General features: G+C 48.9%; 19 protein-coding genes and 1 pseudogene. 13 read left to right on the top strand and 7 right to left on the bottom strand.

Annotation, left to right across the window (positions count from 1 at the left end):
* The first annotated feature begins 273 nt into the window (after positions 1-273).
* The 6 genes and pseudogenes from ACYVFD_RS21580 (at position 274) to ACYVFD_RS21555 (ending at position 6,993) form a co-directional block, all read left to right on the top strand.
* Complete coding sequence (locus ACYVFD_RS21580) at positions 274-1,329, top strand: YheT family hydrolase (RefSeq protein WP_461092573.1); 1,056 nt, start codon at positions 274-276, stop codon at positions 1,327-1,329.
* 4 nt (positions 1,330-1,333) lie between these two features.
* Complete coding sequence (locus ACYVFD_RS21575; protein ID WP_461092572.1) at positions 1,334-1,624, top strand: nucleotidyltransferase family protein; 291 nt, start codon at positions 1,334-1,336, stop codon at positions 1,622-1,624.
* Positions 1,605-1,964: pseudogene (locus ACYVFD_RS21570) on the top strand (HepT-like ribonuclease domain-containing protein). Before ACYVFD_RS21575 ends, ACYVFD_RS21570 begins: the two are co-directional and overlap by 20 nt.
* Before the next feature lie 12 nt (positions 1,965-1,976).
* A complete protein-coding gene (gene serA / locus ACYVFD_RS21565; RefSeq protein ID WP_461092571.1) occupies positions 1,977-3,881 on the top strand; it encodes a phosphoglycerate dehydrogenase in 1,905 nt (634 codons plus the stop codon).
* A 92-nt stretch (positions 3,882-3,973) separates the two neighbouring features.
* Positions 3,974-5,905 (top strand): hypothetical protein, encoded by a 1,932-nt coding sequence (locus ACYVFD_RS21560; protein ID WP_461092570.1) that lies wholly within the window; start codon positions 3,974-3,976, stop codon positions 5,903-5,905.
* Positions 5,906-5,916: 11 nt separating this feature from the next.
* On the top strand, positions 5,917-6,993 hold the full coding sequence (locus ACYVFD_RS21555; protein WP_461092569.1) for an aminotransferase class V-fold PLP-dependent enzyme: 1,077 nt from the start codon (positions 5,917-5,919) through the stop codon (positions 6,991-6,993).
* A 73-nt stretch (positions 6,994-7,066) separates the two neighbouring features.
* Here ACYVFD_RS21555 and ACYVFD_RS21550 read toward each other — a convergent pair whose 3' ends face one another.
* The 3 genes from ACYVFD_RS21550 to ACYVFD_RS21540 are packed head-to-tail and all read right to left on the bottom strand — an operon-like array spanning position 7,067 to position 9,907.
* A complete protein-coding gene (locus tag ACYVFD_RS21550; protein ID WP_461092568.1) occupies positions 7,067-8,332 on the bottom strand; it encodes a hypothetical protein in 1,266 nt (421 codons plus the stop codon).
* Positions 8,333-8,368: 36 nt separating this feature from the next.
* Positions 8,369-9,010, bottom strand: a complete 642-nt coding sequence (locus tag ACYVFD_RS21545; protein ID WP_461092567.1) for a hypothetical protein — start codon at positions 9,008-9,010, stop codon at positions 8,369-8,371.
* A gap of 12 nt (positions 9,011-9,022) precedes the next feature.
* On the bottom strand, positions 9,023-9,907 hold the full coding sequence (locus tag ACYVFD_RS21540; RefSeq protein ID WP_461092566.1) for a DUF6588 family protein: 885 nt from the start codon (positions 9,905-9,907) through the stop codon (positions 9,023-9,025).
* Positions 9,908-10,069: 162 nt separating this feature from the next.
* Between ACYVFD_RS21540 and ACYVFD_RS21535 the strand changes: the two genes are divergently transcribed.
* On the top strand, positions 10,070-11,989 hold the full coding sequence (locus ACYVFD_RS21535) for a sensor histidine kinase (RefSeq protein ID WP_461092565.1): 1,920 nt from the start codon (positions 10,070-10,072) through the stop codon (positions 11,987-11,989).
* On the opposite strand, the gene ACYVFD_RS21530 is transcribed toward ACYVFD_RS21535, so the two are convergent.
* The 3 genes from ACYVFD_RS21530 to ACYVFD_RS21520 form a co-directional block, all read right to left on the bottom strand.
* Positions 11,968-12,609 (bottom strand): response regulator, encoded by a 642-nt coding sequence (locus tag ACYVFD_RS21530; RefSeq protein ID WP_461092564.1) that lies wholly within the window; start codon positions 12,607-12,609, stop codon positions 11,968-11,970. The two genes, ACYVFD_RS21535 and ACYVFD_RS21530, sit on opposite strands and share 22 nt — an antisense overlap.
* A gap of 68 nt (positions 12,610-12,677) precedes the next feature.
* A complete protein-coding gene (locus ACYVFD_RS21525; protein WP_461092563.1) occupies positions 12,678-13,178 on the bottom strand; it encodes a DinB family protein in 501 nt (166 codons plus the stop codon).
* A gap of 52 nt (positions 13,179-13,230) precedes the next feature.
* A complete protein-coding gene (locus ACYVFD_RS21520; RefSeq protein WP_461092562.1) occupies positions 13,231-13,560 on the bottom strand; it encodes an endonuclease domain-containing protein in 330 nt (109 codons plus the stop codon).
* A 179-nt stretch (positions 13,561-13,739) separates the two neighbouring features.
* On the opposite strand from ACYVFD_RS21520, the gene ACYVFD_RS21515 reads away from it, so the two are divergent.
* From ACYVFD_RS21515 to ACYVFD_RS21500, 4 genes are all read left to right on the top strand, one after another.
* Positions 13,740-14,189 (top strand): DUF4920 domain-containing protein, encoded by a 450-nt coding sequence (locus ACYVFD_RS21515; protein WP_461092561.1) that lies wholly within the window; start codon positions 13,740-13,742, stop codon positions 14,187-14,189.
* Between the two features lie 58 nt (positions 14,190-14,247).
* A complete protein-coding gene (locus ACYVFD_RS21510; RefSeq protein ID WP_461092560.1) occupies positions 14,248-14,676 on the top strand; it encodes a hypothetical protein in 429 nt (142 codons plus the stop codon).
* 41 nt (positions 14,677-14,717) lie between these two features.
* Positions 14,718-15,137, top strand: coding sequence for a hypothetical protein (locus ACYVFD_RS21505; protein ID WP_461092559.1), 420 nt, complete (start codon positions 14,718-14,720; stop codon positions 15,135-15,137).
* A gap of 80 nt (positions 15,138-15,217) precedes the next feature.
* On the top strand, positions 15,218-16,495 hold the full coding sequence (locus ACYVFD_RS21500; protein ID WP_461092558.1) for a metal-dependent hydrolase family protein: 1,278 nt from the start codon (positions 15,218-15,220) through the stop codon (positions 16,493-16,495).
* 80 nt (positions 16,496-16,575) lie between these two features.
* Here ACYVFD_RS21500 and uxuA read toward each other — a convergent pair whose 3' ends face one another.
* Complete coding sequence (uxuA, locus tag ACYVFD_RS21495) at positions 16,576-17,772, bottom strand: mannonate dehydratase (protein WP_461092557.1); 1,197 nt, start codon at positions 17,770-17,772, stop codon at positions 16,576-16,578.
* Between the two features lie 141 nt (positions 17,773-17,913).
* On the opposite strand from uxuA, the gene ACYVFD_RS21490 reads away from it, so the two are divergent.
* Both ACYVFD_RS21490 and ACYVFD_RS21485 read left to right on the top strand, forming a co-directional pair.
* Complete coding sequence (locus ACYVFD_RS21490; RefSeq protein WP_461092556.1) at positions 17,914-19,275, top strand: MFS transporter; 1,362 nt, start codon at positions 17,914-17,916, stop codon at positions 19,273-19,275.
* 7 nt (positions 19,276-19,282) lie between these two features.
* Positions 19,283-20,275, top strand: coding sequence for a PfkB family carbohydrate kinase (locus tag ACYVFD_RS21485; RefSeq protein ID WP_461092555.1), 993 nt, complete (start codon positions 19,283-19,285; stop codon positions 20,273-20,275).
* Positions 20,276-20,458: the final 183 nt, after the last annotated feature.

Genomic DNA, 20,458 nt, shown 5'->3' with positions numbered 1-20,458 from the left:
CCAATTTTGACTCACTTGCTGCTCACGCAGCATCCACTATTGCTTTTTTCAATTCAGGTTGTATTCAATAGGAAAGGCTGGCCGCATTACGACCAGCCTTTTTATTTTGATACGTTTACATTATTTTATTATTCGGTTACTATGAATGCGAAATTGGCAATAAAAGCACTAGAACTATAGAAGAAAAAGAGCTGAAAGCCATCTTTTTTAAATTTACCAGCTTTCTAAGCGTCAGAACGCTTACCTTTGCGGCTTCAATCACCCGCGTGTGCAATGCCGCTGATTGCCCCATCCAGCTATAAGCCGCCCGCCCGTTTGTGGAACGGCCACTTACAAACCATTATCCCCTCGCTATTCCGCAAGGTATCGGTCGCCTACGTGCGCGAACGAATCGAAACCCCCGACGACGATTTTCTGGATATGGATTGGGCAAAAGCAGTCGTTAGGAGTGAGGAGCGAGGAGCGAGCATGCTAGCGCAGACTGTTTGTTGCCGGATGGATTCTCACTCCTCGCTCCTCACTTCTAACGACTGCCTGATTATTCTCTCCCACGGCCTGGAAGGCAGCTCGACGAGTCCGTATCTGGCGGGTATGGTTCGGCATCTGACCCAGAATGGATTCGATTGTCTGGCCTGGCACTATCGGTCGTGCAGTGGCGAAATGAATCGGCAACAGCGCTTCTATCACGTTGGCGAAACGAGCGATCTTGATTTTGTGGTCAAGTATGCCCTAAGCAAAGGGTATACAACGATTTACATGATGGGCTTTAGTGCAGGAGGCAATGTAACGTTGAAATACCTCGGCGAAAAGGGAAAGTCGGTTGATCCGGCGATCAAAAAAGCGGTGGTATTCTCGGTCCCTATCTATTTGATGGGCTCCGCCCGGCGGTTGGAGCGATGGGATAGCCTGGTGTATAATTACCGATTCAACCGAACGCTGAAACGCAAGGTCTTGCAGAAAGCCGACGTAATGCCGGGTATTTTCCCGACCGAAGCCATTCGCAAAGTTCGGAGCGTTCGGGAGTTCGACAATACGTTTACAGCGCCTATGAACGGTTTTCGGGATGCGCAGGATTATTACACAAAGAGCAGTTCGCTTCAGTTTATCCCATCCATTGCTATTCCGACGTTGATCGTTAATGCGAAAAATGACCCGTTTCTTTCCCCGGAATGTTTTCCGGAATCGATGGCATGGGAACTACCCAACGTCTGGATGGAGTTTCCTGAGCAAGGCGGTCACTGCGGTTTCCCCGACAGGCATAGCAGCCTCCAGGGCACCTACTGGTCGGAGAAGCGAGCACTGGAGTTTTTACGAACGGATAACGAATAGGGATATGATACCTTATCAAGTAGCAATTCAGCAGTATTTTGATTCCCAACCGGTTAAGAAAGCGTACGTGTTTGGCTCTCAGGCTCGTGGTGAAGCTACACAGAAAAGTGATCTTGACATTTTGGTAGAATTAGAGCCAAAAGTATCCTTATTTGACTTCGTACGCATGAAGCTTCAGTTGGAAGATATACTTCATTTATCTGTTGATCTTGTTTCAGCAAACGGCCTCTCCCCTTATGTGAAGCCCTACATTGATCAGGACAAAGTGTTGATCTATGAAAAAACAGCTAAATGAGCAGGTCAGGATTCAGCACATGCTTAATTCTATTGCTGAGATTCAGAGCTTTGCAGCTAATACAGATTATGAAAATTTCCTACTTGACCGAAAGTTACAACTTGCCTTAACCCGACTCATTGAAATTATCGGCGAAGCATCTAATCACATTTCGGAGGAAACCAAAAACCGCTTTACAGACATTGAATGACGAGTATTAACCGGAATAAGAAATATAATTGTCCATGAATACTTTGGCATTGACTACGATATAATCTGGGCCGTCGTTGAAAAAGACATCCCCGTCCTACGTTTAAAACTGGAATACTTACTACAACAATTTAATAAAGAGTCGGAATAGATTCTCAATTTCATGCTCACCAAACCACTGGAACAGACGTATTACATCATTGATTTCGACAGCACCTTCACGAAGGTAGAGGCCCTCGACGTGCTGGGCGAAATCTCGCTCATTGGCCGACCTGACCGCGAGGATATCCTTAACGAGATTAAAGCCATTACGGACCGGGGTATGTCGGGTGAGATTTCATTTACCGAATCGCTCAACTTACGGCTGAACCTGCTCAAAGCACACCGCGATCAACTACCAGCCCTCATCGAAAACCTGATGGGCAAAATTTCCGATTCGTTTCAGCGCAACAAGGATTTCCTGACCGAAAATGCCGAGAACATCTACGTGGTCTCAAACGGTTTTAAGGAGTTCATCGTACCAATTGTCACTTCGCTGGGCATTCTGCCCGAAAATGTATTTGCCAATACGTTTGTATTCGACGAAAGCGGTGCCGTGATTGGTTTCGATCCTGAAAATCCATTGTCGGCCAACGGGGGCAAATCGCAGGTGATTCGGAACCTGAATCTGGATGGCGAAGTCTATGTCATTGGCGATGGCTATACCGACTACGAAATCCGGGCATCGGGGCTGGCGAACCGTTTTTATGCCTTTACCGAAAACGTAATGCGCCCGAAAGTAGTGGAAAAGGCTGACCATATTGCTCCGTCGCTCGACGAATTTTTATACCACAACAACTTGAACCGCAGCCAGTCATACCCTAAAAGCCGGATTAAAGTACTCCTGTTGGAAAACGTTCACCCCGTGGCCGTTCAGCTCTTTGAACAGGAAGGCTTTAACGTGGAAATTCGGAAGGGAGCGCTCGATGAGGAAGAACTGATCGAAGCCATTCGCGATGTGTCGATTCTGGGTATCCGTTCCAAAACCAACGTGACCGCCCGTGTCCTTGAAAATGCCAACAAACTGATGACGATCGGTGCGTTCTGCATCGGCACCAACCAAATTGACCTCGATGCCTGCACCCAGAAAGGGATTGCGGTGTTCAATGCGCCGTACAGCAACACCCGCTCGGTAGTCGAACTGGCTATTGGCGAGATCATTATGCTGATCCGAAGCATTGTTCCGAAAAGCAACCTGATGCACAAAGGCGGATGGGATAAATCGGCCAAGAACAGCTTTGAGGTACGAGGCAAAAAGCTGGGACTGGTCGGCTATGGCAACATCGGTACGCAGTTGTCGGTAGTGGCCGAAGCACTGGGCATGGAAGTGTATTTCTACGATGTGGTGGATAAACTGGCGCTCGGCAATGCCCGTAAATGCAAGTCGCTGGATGAGCTGCTGGCCGTTGCCGACATCATTAGCCTGCATACCGACGGACGTAAGGAAAACAAAAACCTGATCAGCTACCGGGAGTTTTCGCTGATGAAATCCGGGGTCATTTTCCTAAACCTTTCCCGTGGGCATATTGTGGATGTTCCGGCGCTGGTCGATGCCATTGAGCGGGGCAAAGTGGCGGGTGCGGGCGTCGATGTATTTCCGCATGAGCCTAAAACCAACAACGAAGAGTTTGTTAGTGCGTTGCGTAACTTGCCCAATGTGATTCTGACGCCACACATTGGTGGCAGCACCGAAGAAGCTCAGGCAAACATTGGCAACTTCGTACCCGGCAAGCTTCTGGAATACATGAACAATGGTAGTACCTATGGTAGTGTCAATTTCCCAGAGCTTCAGTTACCGTTGCTCAAAGGATCGCACCGCCTACTGCACATCCATGCCAACGTACCGGGCATTCTGGCGAAAATGAACACCATTTTTGCCAAATACCACCTCAATATTCACGGCCAATACCTCAAAACCAACGAGCAGATCGGCTATGTGATTACCGACGTTGCCAAAGAATACGGGCAGGAAGTTGTCGATGAGCTAAGGAAAATAGACAATACGATTAAGTTCAGGCTTCTGTATTAAATAGGGAGTAAAGGAAAAAGGAGGAAGGGAAGCAAGGAAATGACCCCAACCTCCTTTTTTCCTTTACTCCCTTCCTCCTTTTTCCCTCTTTTATGACCGATCTCTACTTCACACCGTTACCATCCGAATCACGCTATGCCAACTGGTTTTCGCCCGGTAAAGTAGCGTTGCTTTTTGGGGGTCTGACGCTGCTTTACGGCGTCTTTTTTATTCGAAATTTTAGTGGTCCACTGGCAAGTATCGTTCCAAGCGATACCGATCAGTGGGATTACATTGGGTATTATGTAGCTAACAATCTGTCGTTCGACCCACTCCCCCACCTGAATCTACTGAACGACAAAACCTTTTACCCTTTCGGGACCAATCATGTTTTTCAGAGCTGGGCGTTTGAGCAGGACTACTGGTATGCAGGCTGGTATCATTTTTTTGGCAACGGCCCGTGGCTGAACATCTATTACCTGCTCAGCCTGTTTACCCTCAGTTTTGGCCCCTACGTACTGCTTCGAAAAGACTATGGCAATTTCCGGGCAGCGCTGGCGGGCCTTTTTGTGTGCTTTTTCAACTTTTACGCCCTTAACAAATACCCCGGTCATTTTACCCACGCGGTCATTCACTGGACCGTACTCAGTATTCTGACCGATTTCCTACTCGCTCGACGGGTTGTACTGCGCGAACAGGTAAGTCTTCGGTTTCTTCTCCTGAAAACTCTTCTGCTGACCTTATGCCTGGGCCATGACCTGACCTATATGGCTGGTTACGCATTGAGTTCATTTACTGTTAATACCTTGTTTGTGGTAGCCTTACTAGGCTGGCGATTAGTTCGGAGCCCACAAAAACCAGTTGAGCAGACCAGCAAACTGTTTGCCAGTTGGCGCGAGGAGTTGCAAAAACCACTTATCCCGGCTGGATTGTTGTTGGGCATCCTATTGGTTGGCTTTCTCTATCTGCCACTCCTGTTCGAGATCGTTCAGCAAACGCAGTCATTTGTATTTAAAGACCGCTTTGCCAATGGCCATGGCTGGGTGCATCCGCTTCGGTTACTGATGCCCTATTTACCGGGCTTTGACCCCATCCTCGACCCCCTGAATGCTTACCTCCACGATATGCCCGAAGGCAATGGAGCTGGCAGTGCCGGCTGGTTTCTATTATTTTTGGGCATACTCGGTTTCGCGACAACCCGCCAACCCATCCGCTGGGCGTATGTCCCCTTTCTCGTTTTCGGTGTACTACATGCATTGTATCACCCGATTCGGATACCCACACTACAGATTTTCCCCTGGGATCGGTTTAACCGGATGCCTTCGCGGGTTACCATCACCTATCCGGTTATTCTGGTCATTTTCGCCCTGCACTGGAGCGGCCGAATCCGCCCGGCTTTCCTGGCCGTTCTGGCCCTGATCGGGCTGATGGAAGTTATCAGCGTCTATCAATATCGCTACGGTCAGCTCCCGTATTATTATTCAGCCTCCTTCAAGGCGTACATTGAACGGATAAAGCAACAGCCTGGCGAGGCCATTTTAGACTGGCCGTTCTGCATAATCGGTGGTAATTCGGTCGGTTTACCCGAAGGTCTTTGTCCGTTATACAATCGAACGAATATGCTCTATGCGCTTCAACGATTTCATAATAAGAAAACAATCGGGCATTACTTCGGGCGGTTGCATGAATCGCAGATCAAGCCCTTTGTTCAGGCTGGCTGGCCTGCCTTGTTGAACCATCCCGATACGTCAAGTATTTGGGAATCCAAGCAGCTAACAACCTGCCTGACCGATGAGCAATGGCGATTTTTTAATGAATTCTATCAGGCCAATGACTTCGCCGGTATTAATCTTTGCATAGATTTGCTGCCAAAATCGTGTGTTGATTCGTTTTATAAGCAGATGGGTAGGCCAGTAGCTGCCACTGAAGTGCCCGGAGCCGGTCATGTCGTTTTTATTCCCAAATCGGCAGCTATGCGTCAGAAAGTCAATCGGTTGCTGGGCCAGTCGGTCCGGTTTCCCTGCGGTTGCCCACTCACTCCCTAATGTCAATTATTATGCCCCAAACGTACTTTACGCCCGGCCCTGCCGAACTCTATCCAACGTTTTATAAACATTTGCAAACGGCTATGGATGAGCAAATTGGCTCGATTTCGCACCGTAGCCAACGGTTTCGGGACATCTATAAGTTCGCTGATGAGCAGCTTCGGACGTTGCTGACTATTCCGTCCACACATGGTATTTTCTTTACGGGCTCGGCTTCCGAAGTGTGGGAGCGTATGCTACTGAACTGCGTTGAATTTGAGAGCTTTCACCTCGTCAATGGCTCCTTTTCGCAGAAGTTTTACGACTATGCGAACGCACTTCACAAACATGCACAAGTGCAGGAAAAGCCGTTTGGAGAAGGGTTCGATGCTGCCGATATTCAGGTACCTGAGTATGCGGAGGTTGTGTGTCTGGCCCATAATGAAACCTCATCGGGTGTGCAGATGAAAACGGCCGAAATTCATAAACTCAAACGCAAATACCCGAAAAAGCTGTTTTGCGTGGATATGGTTTCGTCGGCCCCTTACCCTGATCTGGACTTTAGCGTGATCGATTCGGCCTTTTTCTCCGTCCAAAAAGCCTTTGGGATGCCCGCCGGACTGGGTGTCTGGATTGCCAGTGAAGCCTGTCTGTCTAAAGCCGAACGCTTGCAGAAGTCCGATTCGCTGACCATTGGGGCGCATCATACGCTTCCGACGCTCTGGAAGCATTATAAAACCTTCGAAACACCCGCTACGCCGAACGTGCTGTTTATCTATCTGTTGGGCAAGATCGCTGAAGACTTCAACCGGATCGGTATCGAGACCATTCGAAAGCAAACGGAAGAGAAAGCGAAACAGATCTACAAATTCCTTGACAGTTCCGACGCATTTGAGGCTTTCGTGAAGCAGGAGCGGCACCGCTCACAAACGGTGGTTGTGGCCACCACACAAAAGCCATCGGCCGAGGTTATTGCCGCTGTCAAAGCCGCGAATATGGTCGTTGGTAGCGGGTACGGTAAGTTCAAAGAAAGCCAAATCCGGATTGCTAATTTCCCGGCAACCTCGGCCGAGCAGGTAGCGGCTTTACTTGACCAACTCAAGAAATGAATAATGGACAATGCAGAATGGATAATGCACTCATTTTGTATTATCCATTCTGCATTGTCCATTATTCATTATACTATCGGCAGCTACAGCAGCAAGAGGATAAGGATACAGCCCACAATACCTGAATATGGATGCCCACAATCGTCGAAAAGGGGATATATGCGTTGGGGGCACCAACCTGAACAGTGCTCGTTAGTGCCGGACTGACACCGGGAATACAAGCACTGTAGGCAGCTATACCACTATTGACCAGACTCAAGTGATTTCGTAAATTTTGCTGCCAGTCGGCCGGGATCATACGGCATATGAAGCTGTTGGCGATCCCCTGCGACGCTCCCAGATGAATACCGATAGCGTATAACGAAGCAAAACTGGCCCCATTATCGCAGCTTACGTTGGCCCGTTGAATGGAGACCAGTATTTCTTTGATCAACTGATCGATTTCGTTAACAGCCTGCACCCGCGACATCCCCGGCAACCGACTGGAATAATCGCGGATTCGATTAACATCAAAATCAAGACAGGTGATCGTATTCAGTCCGGCAATGGTATTGTTGAGCGTTGCCTGCACATCGGCAACTGCAACTGGTGTAATCACATCCGATCCCAGTCGCCCCCAAGATAACCCTAATCCATATACGCCTGAATAAAAAATGCTCAGTTCTTTATTGCAGAAGCGTCCTGGCTTGCTGGCTCGGGTAGTTGTCGTTGTTGTTGAGGTTTTGCTAACCGTAAATTTATACCTGGTTCGGACCACGCCCTCGTTATTGAAATAGGTCCTTACTTCATAAGTACCTTCAGGCAAGCCTCCGGCAAATTCTATGGTGCCAGTTTGTTTAGCATCCGTATAGCCCCATACCAGGTATTTATCTTCGGCACTGCCAGGTTGAGCCAGGCTTATCCAGTCGCGGCTATTGCCGGGCATGCCTGAATACTGGACCGTAATTTTTTCACCGGGTTTGTACGTAGGCTGAGTGGTTTTGACGGATAGGTTCTGATCGGTATTGCCCACCCGAAACGGCACCCGTACCCGGATAATACCTTCATTGTTGTAGTAGCCCCGGATCTCAAAATTGCCATACGCCAGTCCATCGAACGAGATAGTTCCGCTTCGGTTGCCATTAGTATACCCCCATACGATGTATTTATCATCGGCACTACCCGGTTGGGCAATACTGATCCAGTCACGGCTATTACCTGGAAAACCTGAGTAATTCACCTGAATGCGTTCGCCGGGAGCGTAGATCGATTTAGATAAACTAACCGACTGCGCATAGACCGGCGTAGATACGATATAAGACAAAACACTCACTATAAGTGCATAAACAATCCTTCTCATAGTCAATATGGATTCGGGTTTATCGGGATTGAGAACCTATTTGCAGTTTTTACCGCCTGAACCGGGGGGCATAAGTTGACACACATCATAAATAGCCGTTACGACCAAATGCATATCAACTTCGGCCCGAGCCACTCTATTAGCGGGACTTGGTGTTATCTTATAGGTAAGCGTCAGCGTTTTATCCAGATTCTGAAGATTATCATTGATCGCTTTTTCGACATCTGCGACTGCGTTCTTGTTTAAAGCCTCCGTCAATGGATACAATACAAGATCACTCATGGGTATGGGCTTACTTTCATTAAACAGGGGTGTGTTTTTCCCAATCACTGTCAACGTACCCTCTAAGTACATAATAGTAGCCTGATTATCAGGCAAAATATTAATATCAACCGAGCAACTCTCCACCTTGACTGATTTTAGAGTCTTGGTCATTTTTTCCCCAAACCATTCACTATCAAGTTGTTCTTGCAAACCCAATGCAGCATCGATCTGTTTGGGCGTGATACTCAAAACTTGTGTGTTAGTCGAGGCACTGGCTAAGGGAATTTTGCTCGATAAATCTTTTCTGACAACATACTCCTTCGACTTGTAGGTCCAATCTTCTGGCGCGCACTGATTGTAAGTTCCGATAATCAGAGTCAGCAAACCATAGAGCATTAACTTGGATAGTTTCATAGCGATTAGTAGTTAAAAATCCAGGCCTAAACCAGCAGTAGCAATTAGTGACCCAGCATAGCGGGCGTTGGCGCTGAGCTTCAGTTTCCAGGCTTTTACACTAAATCCTGCTCCGGCCACGAAAGCATTGGCGTTCGCCAAACTAAGGTCAATCCGACTGGTAGCTTCCGATGAGTACGAATAGTGGATGTCTGTCTGACCCATGAGGTAACCTACAAATCCATAGTATGCGAAGTGCCCCCCATGTTGTCCGGCTTCGAGGGTCAGTTGTCGGCTGTGGACCTTCAGTACATTACCAGCTTTAAATTCCTGTTCGGCATAGGCCAGTGCTACATCAAGATTTTTTATAGATGTGTAGCGCTTCAGGTATTGACTCAGGCTATGCCTTATACCACCGCCAACCATGTCCACCCGGCCGAAATCCCTGCCAAAATCAAAGGCAAAATACCGAATACTGATTTCCGTTCCGAACAGGTTTCCCAGTGTAAGCTGAGGAGCAGCCAGGGGTAAGTACTGGGTGTCGAGCCCTCCGGCAAATGTATAGCTTGTACCACTGTGGCCGGGTACACTAACGGACCGGGTATCACCAAATATAGTAGGCACCGTAGCCGACTGCTCAGGTGTAAATGGCAGTTGGGTCGTAGCTGTAAATTGTCGCTGAGCCGACATGGGTAAAGCAGCAAACACAACCAGTCCGACATACAGGTGAAACCCGGAATCGATGCGCGCATCCTGCGACCACCCCGACTGGAACATGGCGGGCAACGCATCGGCCAAGGGCTGCATATAGCCTCTGGCATTGTTATCAGTATAGGTACCTAAATACCCTTCAATCCGCTGTCCCTGACAGATCGATGTACTCAATACACTGAGCCAAAGTACCCATTTTGTTTTCATGACTGGTAGTAAATTTTTACAGCGATAAACACTATTCTGTCTGCTCAACTTAACAGCCAAACAGCGGCTTATTCGTCACCGAAAATTACCTAGTCAGAAACCCCTGGTTCAATACCCTCAGGAGGGTATTTTTTGTATCTTACCGTGAACATTCCTTAACCCATGAAACGGCTCCTTCAAAAACTGGCCGGATGTATAGTTCTGGCTATCATCCTGTTACCTACGTATGGACAAACGCCTATTGATGTAGGCCGAAAGTTTCGCGATGTTGTTCTGGACAAACAGGTTCAGTTGCTCGAGGATGCATCGAAGCGGCTAACCTTTCAGGAGGTTATTCATAAACCCTTTCAGTCGCAAAGTGGCCCGTCCATCAACCCTGGTTTCTCCAATAGTTTTTACTGGGTCCGGTTTCGGTTGCATAATCCCGATTCGACTCCAAAGCAATTACTGCTCGAAGTCGAAAATCCACATATCAATAAACTCAGGCTGTATACGCTGGGGCAGGGACATCTGAAAACAAGTATGCTCACCGGTGATCATTTTCCATTTTATCAGCGGCCCATTCAGCATCCCCATTTTTTGTTTCCGATCACGGTCAATGCCGGGCAAACGATCACCTGCTATCTGTGGGTTGATAAACATGGGGAACAGGTACAGATTCCGTTACAGCTTTGGGATAAGGCTTATTTCGGGGCCAGTGATTACAAACTGTATCTGTTTGTGGGCTTTATGCTGGGCATTGGCGGTTTATATTGTGCAGTCAGTCTATTGACGCTGCTTTTTTTCCGACTACGGGTCACGGTGTATTACTTCTTTTTCACCATTTGGGTCTGGCTTTTCCTGACAGCTCATACCGGTTTCGGTTTTGCGTTTCTCTGGCCATATGCCACCTGGTGGACCAGCGCAGCCCGTCCGTCCTGTGCCATGCTGATTTATATTTCATCGCTGCTATTTGTCCGCTCATTCTTCCACCTGCGCGAATCACATCCATTTTTACATCGGTACACGCAGGCACTGATTTGGATGCTGGTGATCTGTTTGCTGGTGTTCTGGTCGCACAATCCGGCTTTGGGACTCTTTAACGATTACTGGTACAATCCGGTGTATTACAGTGGCGAGTGGCTACTCCGGTACATGATCATTATGCATATTATCATTTTTATCAGTCTGGCGTCCGTATCCTTTACCGGCCTGATCGTATATCGTAAGAACCGACAACCCGAAGGGCTTTGGGTAGCAATCGGCTTTCTGATGACCCTACTGTCCGGCTCATCCATCACGCTGGTTCATGCCGGTTTTTTACCCGACAACTATATTACCCATAATTTACCCCTGGTTGCCAATTCTCTCGATACAGTTGTGCTGTCCTTCCTGCTGGCCAATCGGTTCAAAAATATTTATATGGACAATGCCCAGATTTCGATCGAGCTGGCTGATCAACGGCAGCGTAATGCCATTCAGTTGCTGGAAGGCCAGATCATCGAACGACGTCGGCTGTCGCAGGAACTGCACGATGGCATTAGCCTTGCCCTGGGAACCATACGTTTACGACTTTCTCTTCTGGCCGAAAAATTGAATGGACAGCAGTCCGAAGCAGAGCAGCTCGTAGAAGCCCTGGGCGATGTAGGTCAGGATGTCCGACAGTTTTCACATGCGCTGTCGCCCGTATTGCTTGAGCGGTATGGGCTTGTGGGGGCTTTGGAAGAACTGATCGATGAGATCCGCGACAGCCATCCCAGCCTGGTTCTTCAGTTTGACGCGTACGGAGTCGTAGCCGATCACCTACAACCATTGATAACCCAAACGGTCTACCAAATCACGCTGGAATTGCTCAACAATGCAACCCGATATGCACAGGCTCAACAGATCGACGTCTACCTGAACCAGTTCAGTCATACACTTCGTTTAGTGGTTTCGGACAATGGACAAGGGTACGACTACCAGGAAATAACAGCCGGAATTGGGCTACAGAATATTCAGGCTCGGGTGCAATTACTAAATGGTCAGTTCTCGGTCAATCGGCTGGCAAAAGGGATGAAACACATCGTTGAAATTCCCGTTCAGACCAGGTTGTTTTCATAGGCAAACTTGACCAGATCGGCATTGGTATGCAGATGTAGCTTCCTGAAAATATTTTTCTTATGGGTATGCACTGTATGCTTGCTAATGAATAGCGCATCGGCAAGTTCCTGTTCGATAAGCCCCTGCGCCGTTAGTCGGATAATCTTCTTCTCCTGATCCGAGAGCGTCGCCATCTGCGGAAAATACGCTTCCTGCGGCAACGCATCGAACACCGGCGGAGGGCTGGCTTTCAGGTACTTGCTCAGATAAACTTTTCCTTGTCCAACTGAGGTGAGCGCTTCCACCCATTCGGCTTTCGAAGCATCTTTGAGCAAATAGCCATTGATGCCATTTTCCAGCGCTTTTTTGACCAATCCAGTCGATTGATAGGCTGAAAAAACAATGATTTTTACTGTAGGATTGCGATCATATAACTCAGGCACCAGTTCCAGACTATTTTTGCCCTCCACGTTCAGATCCAGAATCAATACATCGGGCTGGGTGTGGCTACAAACCGAAACGATCTCCTTCAGTGATGTGGCTACACCCACCAGTTCATACCCATCGATACTACTGAGCATCAACCGGATGCCATCGAGTACCACCGGATGGTCGTCGGCCACTACAATTCGAACAGGCATACTATAGGCTTTACAGGTGATTATTTCCGGATCATTAGACTCGTTACAACAAGCCCATTACCTATTACTTACAATAATCGCAGATGGTGCTGGGTATGAATGCTGATGAAGTAAAGCATCTCCCGGACAGTCAGTTTACCCAAAGCCGGGTGGAGCATGCAGTACTCATCCAACTCCTGCTCCGACCAGTTGACAAGTTCGTCGTTCACCGCCCGATACACCGCTATAAATCGATCAATCATCACCTGCTTTTCGGCATCTACATCTTCAGGCCGGGGCACGAATGGCGTCGGGGCTTTTACTCCTTTAGACAGTACAGTGTCATAATCTATGACTAACTGCTCGTACGTTCTGGTTGGGGTCTCTGCCATTCCCCACTGCGTCAGTACCTCACGCGGCCCCATCATGACTTTAACAACCGGCCGGGCGGAAAGGTACAGATGCTGCATTACATCAGCTACTGACCATTTTTCGCCGATATGGCTACGGAATTCGTCTTCCGACAATTGATTTGCTTTATCGATAAACGCCTGGCAGTCGGCGGTGATACGTTGTGAAATGGTTTGCATATAGTTGCCCCTCACCCCTAGCCCCTCTCCCGTTCTGGGAGAGGGGAACGAGTCAGCTTAGATTTTCGCTTATTTTCTTTAGTACGTAGTCTAATCTATACAAAACGTCGTCGTTGGTGAAGCGCATTATCGTTAGGCCTAAATCGCATAGGACGACTTCTCGTTCCGCATCATTAACTCGGGCTTCCGGCGTGTTATGAACTGCCCCATCGACTTCAACGACTAATTTATGGTCAAAGCAATAAAAGTCAACGATATAATTCCCAACACTATGCTGCCGACGAAATTTAGCGTTAGCCAATCGCCTTCCACGCAACTCAGCCCATAATACCTCTTCTGCTTCCGTCTGATTCTGCCTAAGCTCCCGACGTAGTTCCTTCATAGATGGTGTGCTCGAATGTCCTTTCATGCCCTTACAGTTTTATCAGTAGACGATTGAATAGTTAAAACGCCACAGAAGAGCCGAAAAAGCCCCTCTCCCAAAACGGGAGAGGGGTTGGGGTGAGGGTACCGCAAAAAAGTGTACTTTTGGCAAACGATAACATCCTTACTATCAAATCCATGAAAAATTTCCTGCTGTTAGTCTTCTGTATCGTCCTCTCAATAACTGCCTTCGCACAGACTAGCTTTCACGGTAAAAAAATTACGGAAACCGGGGCTATTCCCGTTACGCAGTTGGCCAGTAAAATGGGCGACAAAGCACAAATGCCCGTTAAAATAGAAGGAACCGTTGAGTCGGTCTGTAAAGTAAAAGGTTGCTGGATGAAGGTTAAAACCGCCGATGGGCAAACCATGCGTGTTACGTTTAAAGACTACGGTTTCTTTGTTCCGAAAGATATCGAAGGCAAAACCGTCGTTGTGGAAGGACTAGCCGAAACCACCACTACCCCCGTAGCTGACCTGCGCCACTACGCCCAGGACGCCGGAAAAACGAAGGAAGAAATCGAGAAGATCACTCAGCCCGAAAAAGCGCTGACTTTCGTAGCTGATGGCGTTATTGTAAAAAGATAGCCTGCCGTTGCAACCCTTTTTTTAGTCATAGAGTCCTGATAAAAAAAAGGATTATCGAATGATACAGTTAAAGAAAACGCTTTCTGGTTTACTCTTCGTTGGAACACTAGTTTTTGCCGCTTGTCAACATTCCAACACCGACCCTACTGACCAAGTATCGCTAGGGCTACATCAATCTGCCCGGCTAGGTTCCGACCTAACCGTTCGGGTCGATTCTATTCAGGATAGCCGCTGTCCGGCCAATGCCACCTGCATTTGGGCAGGACAGGCGAAGGTTAAAATGCTGCTGACTAAAGATCAGGATTCGACGGCCGTTCGACTGTCTTTGGGCGCAGATCCTGGCAGTAAAAACAATCGTCCCGACTCAACGAATGTCACGCTCAGTAGCCAAACTTATAAAGTGATTCTGCGTGAGGTTAATCCCTATCCGGGTACTAGCTCAAGCAATCAGCCCCAAACGGCAGTTGTGCAGGTTACGAAGTTATAGTTGCTTAGGGCCGATACGATCCGTATAAAAACGTAGACTTTATGAAGCGATTCATTCAGTTGCTTATTGGTGGAACAATTGCCTTCTCGGCTTGTCAATCCAATGAAACAACACCTGCTGATCAGGTCTCGGTCAGGCTTCATCAATCTGCCCGGCTGAGTTCTGATGTTTTAGTGCGTGTTGACTCGATTCAGGATGGTCGCTGCCCAAAAGGAGGAGATATAGTTTGCATCTCGGCAGGTGCCGTCAGTGTCAAACTGCTGTTAGCAAAGAATACGGATTCCACCACAGTTCGATTGACATTAGGTTATTATAACAGCAATAACAATCGGCTGGATTCAACCAATGTTAACCTGAGCAATCAAGTGTACAAAGTGATTCTGAAGGGGGTGACTCCTTACCCCACTTCGTTTGCGCCCGCTCCCAATCAAACAGCGGTTGTTCAGGTAAGCAGACTATAAGCAATTTTAGCGTCTTTTCCGTATTTTCAGGCCGTAACGAGTTCGTTACGGCCTTTTTCGTACCCAACCCCTATTTTTCAATGAAAAAATTATACCTGCTGGCCAGCCTGTCGCTGCTGGCATCACCCCTTTTTGCCCAACGCACCCTCATTCACTGTGGCAATCTGTTCGATGGGGTTGGCAATAGTGTTCAGCCGCAAATGACCATTGTTGTCGAAGGCAATAAAATTACGGCCGTTCAGAAAGGCTACACGGCGGCTTCAAGTCAGGATCAGGTAGTGGATTTGAAATCGAAGACCGTACTGCCCGGCCTGATCGACATGCACGTTCACCTTGAAACCCAAACCCGGCGGGGAGGTGCCATTGACGGGTTTACAAGCAATCCGGCTGATGTGGCTTTCCGGGCCGCACGCTTCGCCAAAACAACGCTGCTGGCCGGTTTTACAACCGTACGGGATTTAGGCGGCTCGGGCATTAATGTATCACTACGGAATGCGATCAATGCCGGTCTGGTTGATGGGCCACGCGTGTTAACGGCTGGAAAATCCATTGCCACAACGGGGGGCCATGCTGACCCCACCAACGGCTATCGGAAAGACCTGATGGGTGACCCTGGCCCGGAAGATGGAGTTATCAATGGGCCGGATGATGCCCGTAAAGCCGTTCGGCAACGATATAAAGATGGCTCTGACCTAATCAAAATCACGGCCACAGGGGGTGTTTTGAGTAATGCTAAAGATGGTTCTGGGCCGCAGTTTACGGAAGAAGAAGCCAAAGCGATTGTCGATGCGGCTAAGGATTACGGCTTTTCGGTAGCGGCTCACGCGCATGGGGCTGAAGGTATGAAACGAGCCATTCGGGCGGGTGTACAGACCATCGAACATGGCACATATATGGACGATGAAACCATCGAGCTGTTCAAAAAACACGGCACATACTACGTCCCCACCATCATCGCCGGAAAAACTGTAGCGGACTCAGCCAAACATTTCGGTTATTACACCGCCCTGGTCACCCCAAAAGCACTGGCTATTGGCCCGAAAATTCAGGCCACGTTTGCGAAAGCCTATAAAGCAGGGGTAAAAATTGCCTTTGGAACCGACGCAGGGGTGTTTATCCACGGCTACAATGCCAAAGAGTTCGAGTACATGGTCGAAGCGGGGATGCCATCCGTTGAAGCGATCAAATCGGCCCTGATGACCAACGCTAAACTCCTGAATCTGGATGCGCAAATCGGTTCGATTGAGACGGGCAAATTCGCCGACATCATCGCCGTCGACGAAAACCCCATCCAGAACATCAAAACCTTACAAGCCGTCAAATTTGTGATGAAAGACGGAAAAGTGTATAAACAATAAGTTGATAGTCTGTAGTCGATAGGTAGCAGTCGCCAGGTACTAACATTGGCGACCACTACCTATCGACTACAGACCTTCTACTATTGACTTAATAAACCTAACATCAGGCCGCGTAGTTCGGCCAGACCACGCAATCGGCCAATGGCTGTGTAACCAGGATTAGTCCGCTTACTCGATGTCAGATCATCGAGCATCCGGTGACCGTGGTCAGGGCGAAACGGCATCCGTATATCGAGTCGACCTTCGTCCTGTCTGCGCTTTTGCTCGGCAAGCAACGCACGCATAACGGCTGGCATCGGCACATCGCCTTCAAGGTGATTGGCCTCCTGAAAACTTCCCCGGACTGGATGGTCATCGGCATCGCGCTGGGTGCTACGCAGGTGAATGAAATGAATGTTGGGAGCCAGTCGCTCAGCCATTCCAGCCAGATCGTTGTCGGCACGAACACCATAGGAGCCGGTACAGAAGCATAACCCATTGGCGGGCGAATCGACAGCGGCCAATAACGCTCGGGCATCGGCCTCGGTACTCACCACGCGGGGCAGCCCTAAAATCGGATATGGGGGATCGTCGGGGTGAATAGATAGCCGGACACCAACCGACTCCGCAACGGGGACTATTTCCCGTAGAAAAGCATACAGATTTTGTCGGAGTTCGCGGTCACTGATGTCTTTATACGCGGCCAATGCATCCCGGAATTTTTCAACCGTATAGCTTTCTTCTGAGCCCGGCAATCCGGCAATGATCGTACGAACAAGTCGCTTAACCTGCGCGTCGGTCATGCTGTCGAGCTTTGCTTTGGCCAGCCGTTTCTGGTCGTCGTTGTACAGGTATTCGGCACCGGGGCGCTGAAGAATGTACAGTTCAAACGCAGCAAATTCCGTTGCATCAAAACGCAATCCGGTCGAGCCGTCGGGCATTGGGTAATCGAGGTCGGTACGTGTCCAGTCGAGCACCGGCATAAAGTTGTAACAGACCGTATCGATCCCGGCTTCTGCCAGATTAACAATCGACTCTTTATAGTTTTCGATATACCGCTGAAAATCGCCGGTACGGGTTTTGATACCCTCATGCACCGGAATACTTTCGACAACCGACCAGGTCAGGTGGTTTGATTCGATAAGGGCTTTACGGGTTCTAATTTCCTCAACGGACCATACTTCGCCGTTTGGAATGTGATGCAGGGCGGTTACAATACCAGTAGCACCTGCCTGTCGGACATCATTGAGCGATACAGGGTCGTTCGGGCCGAACCATCGCCAGGTTTGTTCAAGCATAATCTTTTCAGTCGTTAGTCGTTAGTCGTTAGTCGTCAGTCGATAGGTAGTAGCACCTGCTGGCTAACGACTATCTCTGACGACTTTTTCGGGTAAATAAGCATCTAAATTTTCTTTTCTCCCCAACCTATTTTGATTGTTGTGCAAATACCAACCCCTTCGGGCCGCTTTCGGTGGCGTATTGTCGCGTTGTTGTTTCTGGCAACAACCATAAATTACGTAGATCGGCAGGTTTTATCGTTTACGATGACCGACGATTTGTTCCGCAAAGAAATGCTCGACCTGGCTCCTGACGCTGTTCTGACCAAGGAGGCAACCGACCGATTTAAGGTACTGTATGGTGATGTCGACGCGGCTTTCAAATTTGCGTATGCCATTGGTTTTCTGCTGGTTGGCTGGTTAATTGATCGGATTGGCACAAAGCGGGGGTTTTCATTAGGCATCATTGTCTGGAGCATAGCGGCTGTACTGACGGCATTTGTGCCCAATATAGCCGGGCTCCGATGGGCACGGGCTTTTCTGGGTCTGGGCGAATCGGCTAACTTTCCATCGGCCATCAAAACCGTATCCGAGTGGTTTCCGAAAAGTGAGCGATCCTTTGCCAGTGGGCTGTTCAATGCCGGAACCAACGTTGGTATTATCCTGACGGCCTTTATCGCACCTTACCTGATTATTCAGTTTGGCTGGCGAAGTTCTTTTTTGATTACCGGAATACTGGGCTTTTTCCTGCTGGTTATCTGGTGGTTCACCTACAGTAAGCCCGAGCGCCAGACCAATCTTACGGCGGAAGAGCTGGCATACATTCGCAGCGACAATGAAAAAGCAATTCCGGTAAAAGTTTCCTGGGGGCAGTTGCTGGGCTATAAACAAACCTGGGCTTTTGCGGTTGGGAAGTTTATGGCCGATCCCATCTGGTGGTTTTATATCTCGTGGTTGCCCGACTTTTTCAACTCGAACGATGCCTTTGAAGAGAAACTCGAACTCAAAACCTTTGGTGTTCCGTTTCTGATCATCTATATCGTTTCGGATGCCGGAAGTATCTTCTTCGGGTGGCTCAGTACCCGGTTCATGAGCTGGGGCTGGACAGCCAATCAGGCCCGAAAAACCACACTCCTGATCTGTGCCGTTTGTGTAATTCCCATTTTCTTTGCGGCCAAAACCAGTAGCCTGACCGTGGCGATTGGCCTGCTGGCGCTGGCTACAGCCGCTCACCAGGGCTGGTCAGCCAATATGTACACCTTTGCTTCGGATCTGTTCCCCAAAACTATGGTGGCTTCTGTTACAGGAATTGGTGGTATGTTTGGGGCCGTAGGCAGCATTCTACTGAGTTTACTGTCGGGGCGCATCATTACGTCGTTTGGTTATTTACCCATGTTTATCATCGCCAGTTGCTCGTATCTGATTGCGTTAGTACTTATTCATTTAATATTACCGAAATTGGAGCCCCTAAAGGCCGAAGAATTAGAACGAAGTGCCCATTGGCTGGTGGGCAGTCGATTGTAAAAAACGGATGAAAATAATCACATTTGGAGAAGTCATGCTCCGGCTTAGTCCGCCGGGTGTTGAGCGGTTTACCCAAACCGATTCGCTAACCATGCATTTCGGCGGTACCGAAGCAAACGTGGCTGTATCGCTGGCTCAGTTGGGGTTACAGGCAGCCCACGTTACGCGCTTTCCCGATCATTCGCTGGGGCGGGCCGCAGCCGGATACCTTCGCAAATACGACGTCAATACGCAATACATTCAGTACGGCGATGGGCGGCTGGGACTTTATTTTCTGGAAACAGGAGCCGGAAGTCGGGCCAGCCAGATCATCTATGACCGGGTCGATTCGGCCTTTGCCCGCATAAAATCCGACAGTATTGACTGGGAGACCGTTTTACAGGGAGCGAGCTGGTTTCACTGGACAGGCATTACCCCGGCCCTATCGCAGGGAGCAGCGGATTGCCTGCTGAACGGCATCCAGACAGCCAACCGACTGGGCGTACCCGTATCGGCCGATATTGTGTACCGAAGCAATCTCTGGCAATACGGGCGCAGTCCGCAAGAAATCATGCCGGCCCTGACCGAAGGCTGTACGCTGGTACTAGGTAGCAAAGGGCTTTTTTCGGAACTATACAGCGTGGTAGGCAGCACGTTTCAGGAGGCCGGACGCGCCATGATCAAGCGGTTTCCGAATGTGCGGTACATTACCGATACCAAACGCAACTCACTGAGCGCATCGCACAATCAGTTTTCGGGAAAACTATTCGATGGGCAGACCGTTTACAAATCAAGAACCTACGATATTCAGCCAATTACCGACCGAATTGGCACGGGCGATGCGTACATAGCTGGTCTGATTTATGGTCTGCTGACGTTCAATGACCTGCAACGGGCCGTTGAATTTGGAGCGGCTGCCTCTGCCCTGAAACACACCATTCCGGGCGATGCGAATCTGGCAACCGTAGCCGAAATCGAAACCCTGGCCAGTGGTGACAGTTCGGGCAAATTAAAACGGTGATTGGGAAGGGTATTTACCCTCGTTGTCGTCCTCTTTTATCAACATCGTACTAGTACTCGCACATTTGCTAAAATCACAGTACGGGTTATCAAAACGAGTTCGTATTATTGCTGAATGATGGCGACACCAGTCATAAAACCGATTTTTGTCAACAGTAACGACTACTTACCTAATGAGTGCAGA

It is taken from the genome of Spirosoma gilvum (genome assembly GCF_054776815.1).
The sequence above is the reverse complement of the archived record's forward strand: the minus strand, read 5'-3'. Positions and strand labels throughout refer to the sequence as shown.

Excerpts from the sequence above, each read along its gene's own strand:
- ACYVFD_RS21580 (WP_461092573.1), top strand. The coding sequence starts at position 274 with ATGCCGCTGATTGCCCCATCCAGCTATAAGCCGCCCGCCCGTTTGTGG.
- ACYVFD_RS21575 (WP_461092572.1), top strand. The coding sequence starts at position 1,334 with ATGATACCTTATCAAGTAGCAATTCAGCAGTATTTTGATTCCCAACCG.
- serA (WP_461092571.1), top strand. The coding sequence starts at position 1,977 with ATGCTCACCAAACCACTGGAACAGACGTATTACATCATTGATTTCGAC.
- ACYVFD_RS21560 (WP_461092570.1), top strand. The coding sequence starts at position 3,974 with ATGACCGATCTCTACTTCACACCGTTACCATCCGAATCACGCTATGCC.
- ACYVFD_RS21555 (WP_461092569.1), top strand. The coding sequence starts at position 5,917 with ATGCCCCAAACGTACTTTACGCCCGGCCCTGCCGAACTCTATCCAACG.
- ACYVFD_RS21550 (WP_461092568.1), bottom strand. The coding sequence starts at position 8,332 with ATGAGAAGGATTGTTTATGCACTTATAGTGAGTGTTTTGTCTTATATC.
- ACYVFD_RS21545 (WP_461092567.1), bottom strand. The coding sequence starts at position 9,010 with ATGAAACTATCCAAGTTAATGCTCTATGGTTTGCTGACTCTGATTATC.
- ACYVFD_RS21540 (WP_461092566.1), bottom strand. The coding sequence starts at position 9,907 with ATGAAAACAAAATGGGTACTTTGGCTCAGTGTATTGAGTACATCGATC.
- ACYVFD_RS21535 (WP_461092565.1), top strand. The coding sequence starts at position 10,070 with ATGAAACGGCTCCTTCAAAAACTGGCCGGATGTATAGTTCTGGCTATC.
- ACYVFD_RS21530 (WP_461092564.1), bottom strand. The coding sequence starts at position 12,609 with ATGCCTGTTCGAATTGTAGTGGCCGACGACCATCCGGTGGTACTCGAT.
- ACYVFD_RS21525 (WP_461092563.1), bottom strand. The coding sequence starts at position 13,178 with ATGCAAACCATTTCACAACGTATCACCGCCGACTGCCAGGCGTTTATC.
- ACYVFD_RS21520 (WP_461092562.1), bottom strand. The coding sequence starts at position 13,560 with ATGAAGGAACTACGTCGGGAGCTTAGGCAGAATCAGACGGAAGCAGAA.
- ACYVFD_RS21515 (WP_461092561.1), top strand. The coding sequence starts at position 13,740 with ATGAAAAATTTCCTGCTGTTAGTCTTCTGTATCGTCCTCTCAATAACT.
- ACYVFD_RS21510 (WP_461092560.1), top strand. The coding sequence starts at position 14,248 with ATGATACAGTTAAAGAAAACGCTTTCTGGTTTACTCTTCGTTGGAACA.
- ACYVFD_RS21505 (WP_461092559.1), top strand. The coding sequence starts at position 14,718 with ATGAAGCGATTCATTCAGTTGCTTATTGGTGGAACAATTGCCTTCTCG.
- ACYVFD_RS21500 (WP_461092558.1), top strand. The coding sequence starts at position 15,218 with ATGAAAAAATTATACCTGCTGGCCAGCCTGTCGCTGCTGGCATCACCC.
- uxuA (WP_461092557.1), bottom strand. The coding sequence starts at position 17,772 with ATGCTTGAACAAACCTGGCGATGGTTCGGCCCGAACGACCCTGTATCG.
- ACYVFD_RS21485 (WP_461092555.1), top strand. The coding sequence starts at position 19,283 with ATGAAAATAATCACATTTGGAGAAGTCATGCTCCGGCTTAGTCCGCCG.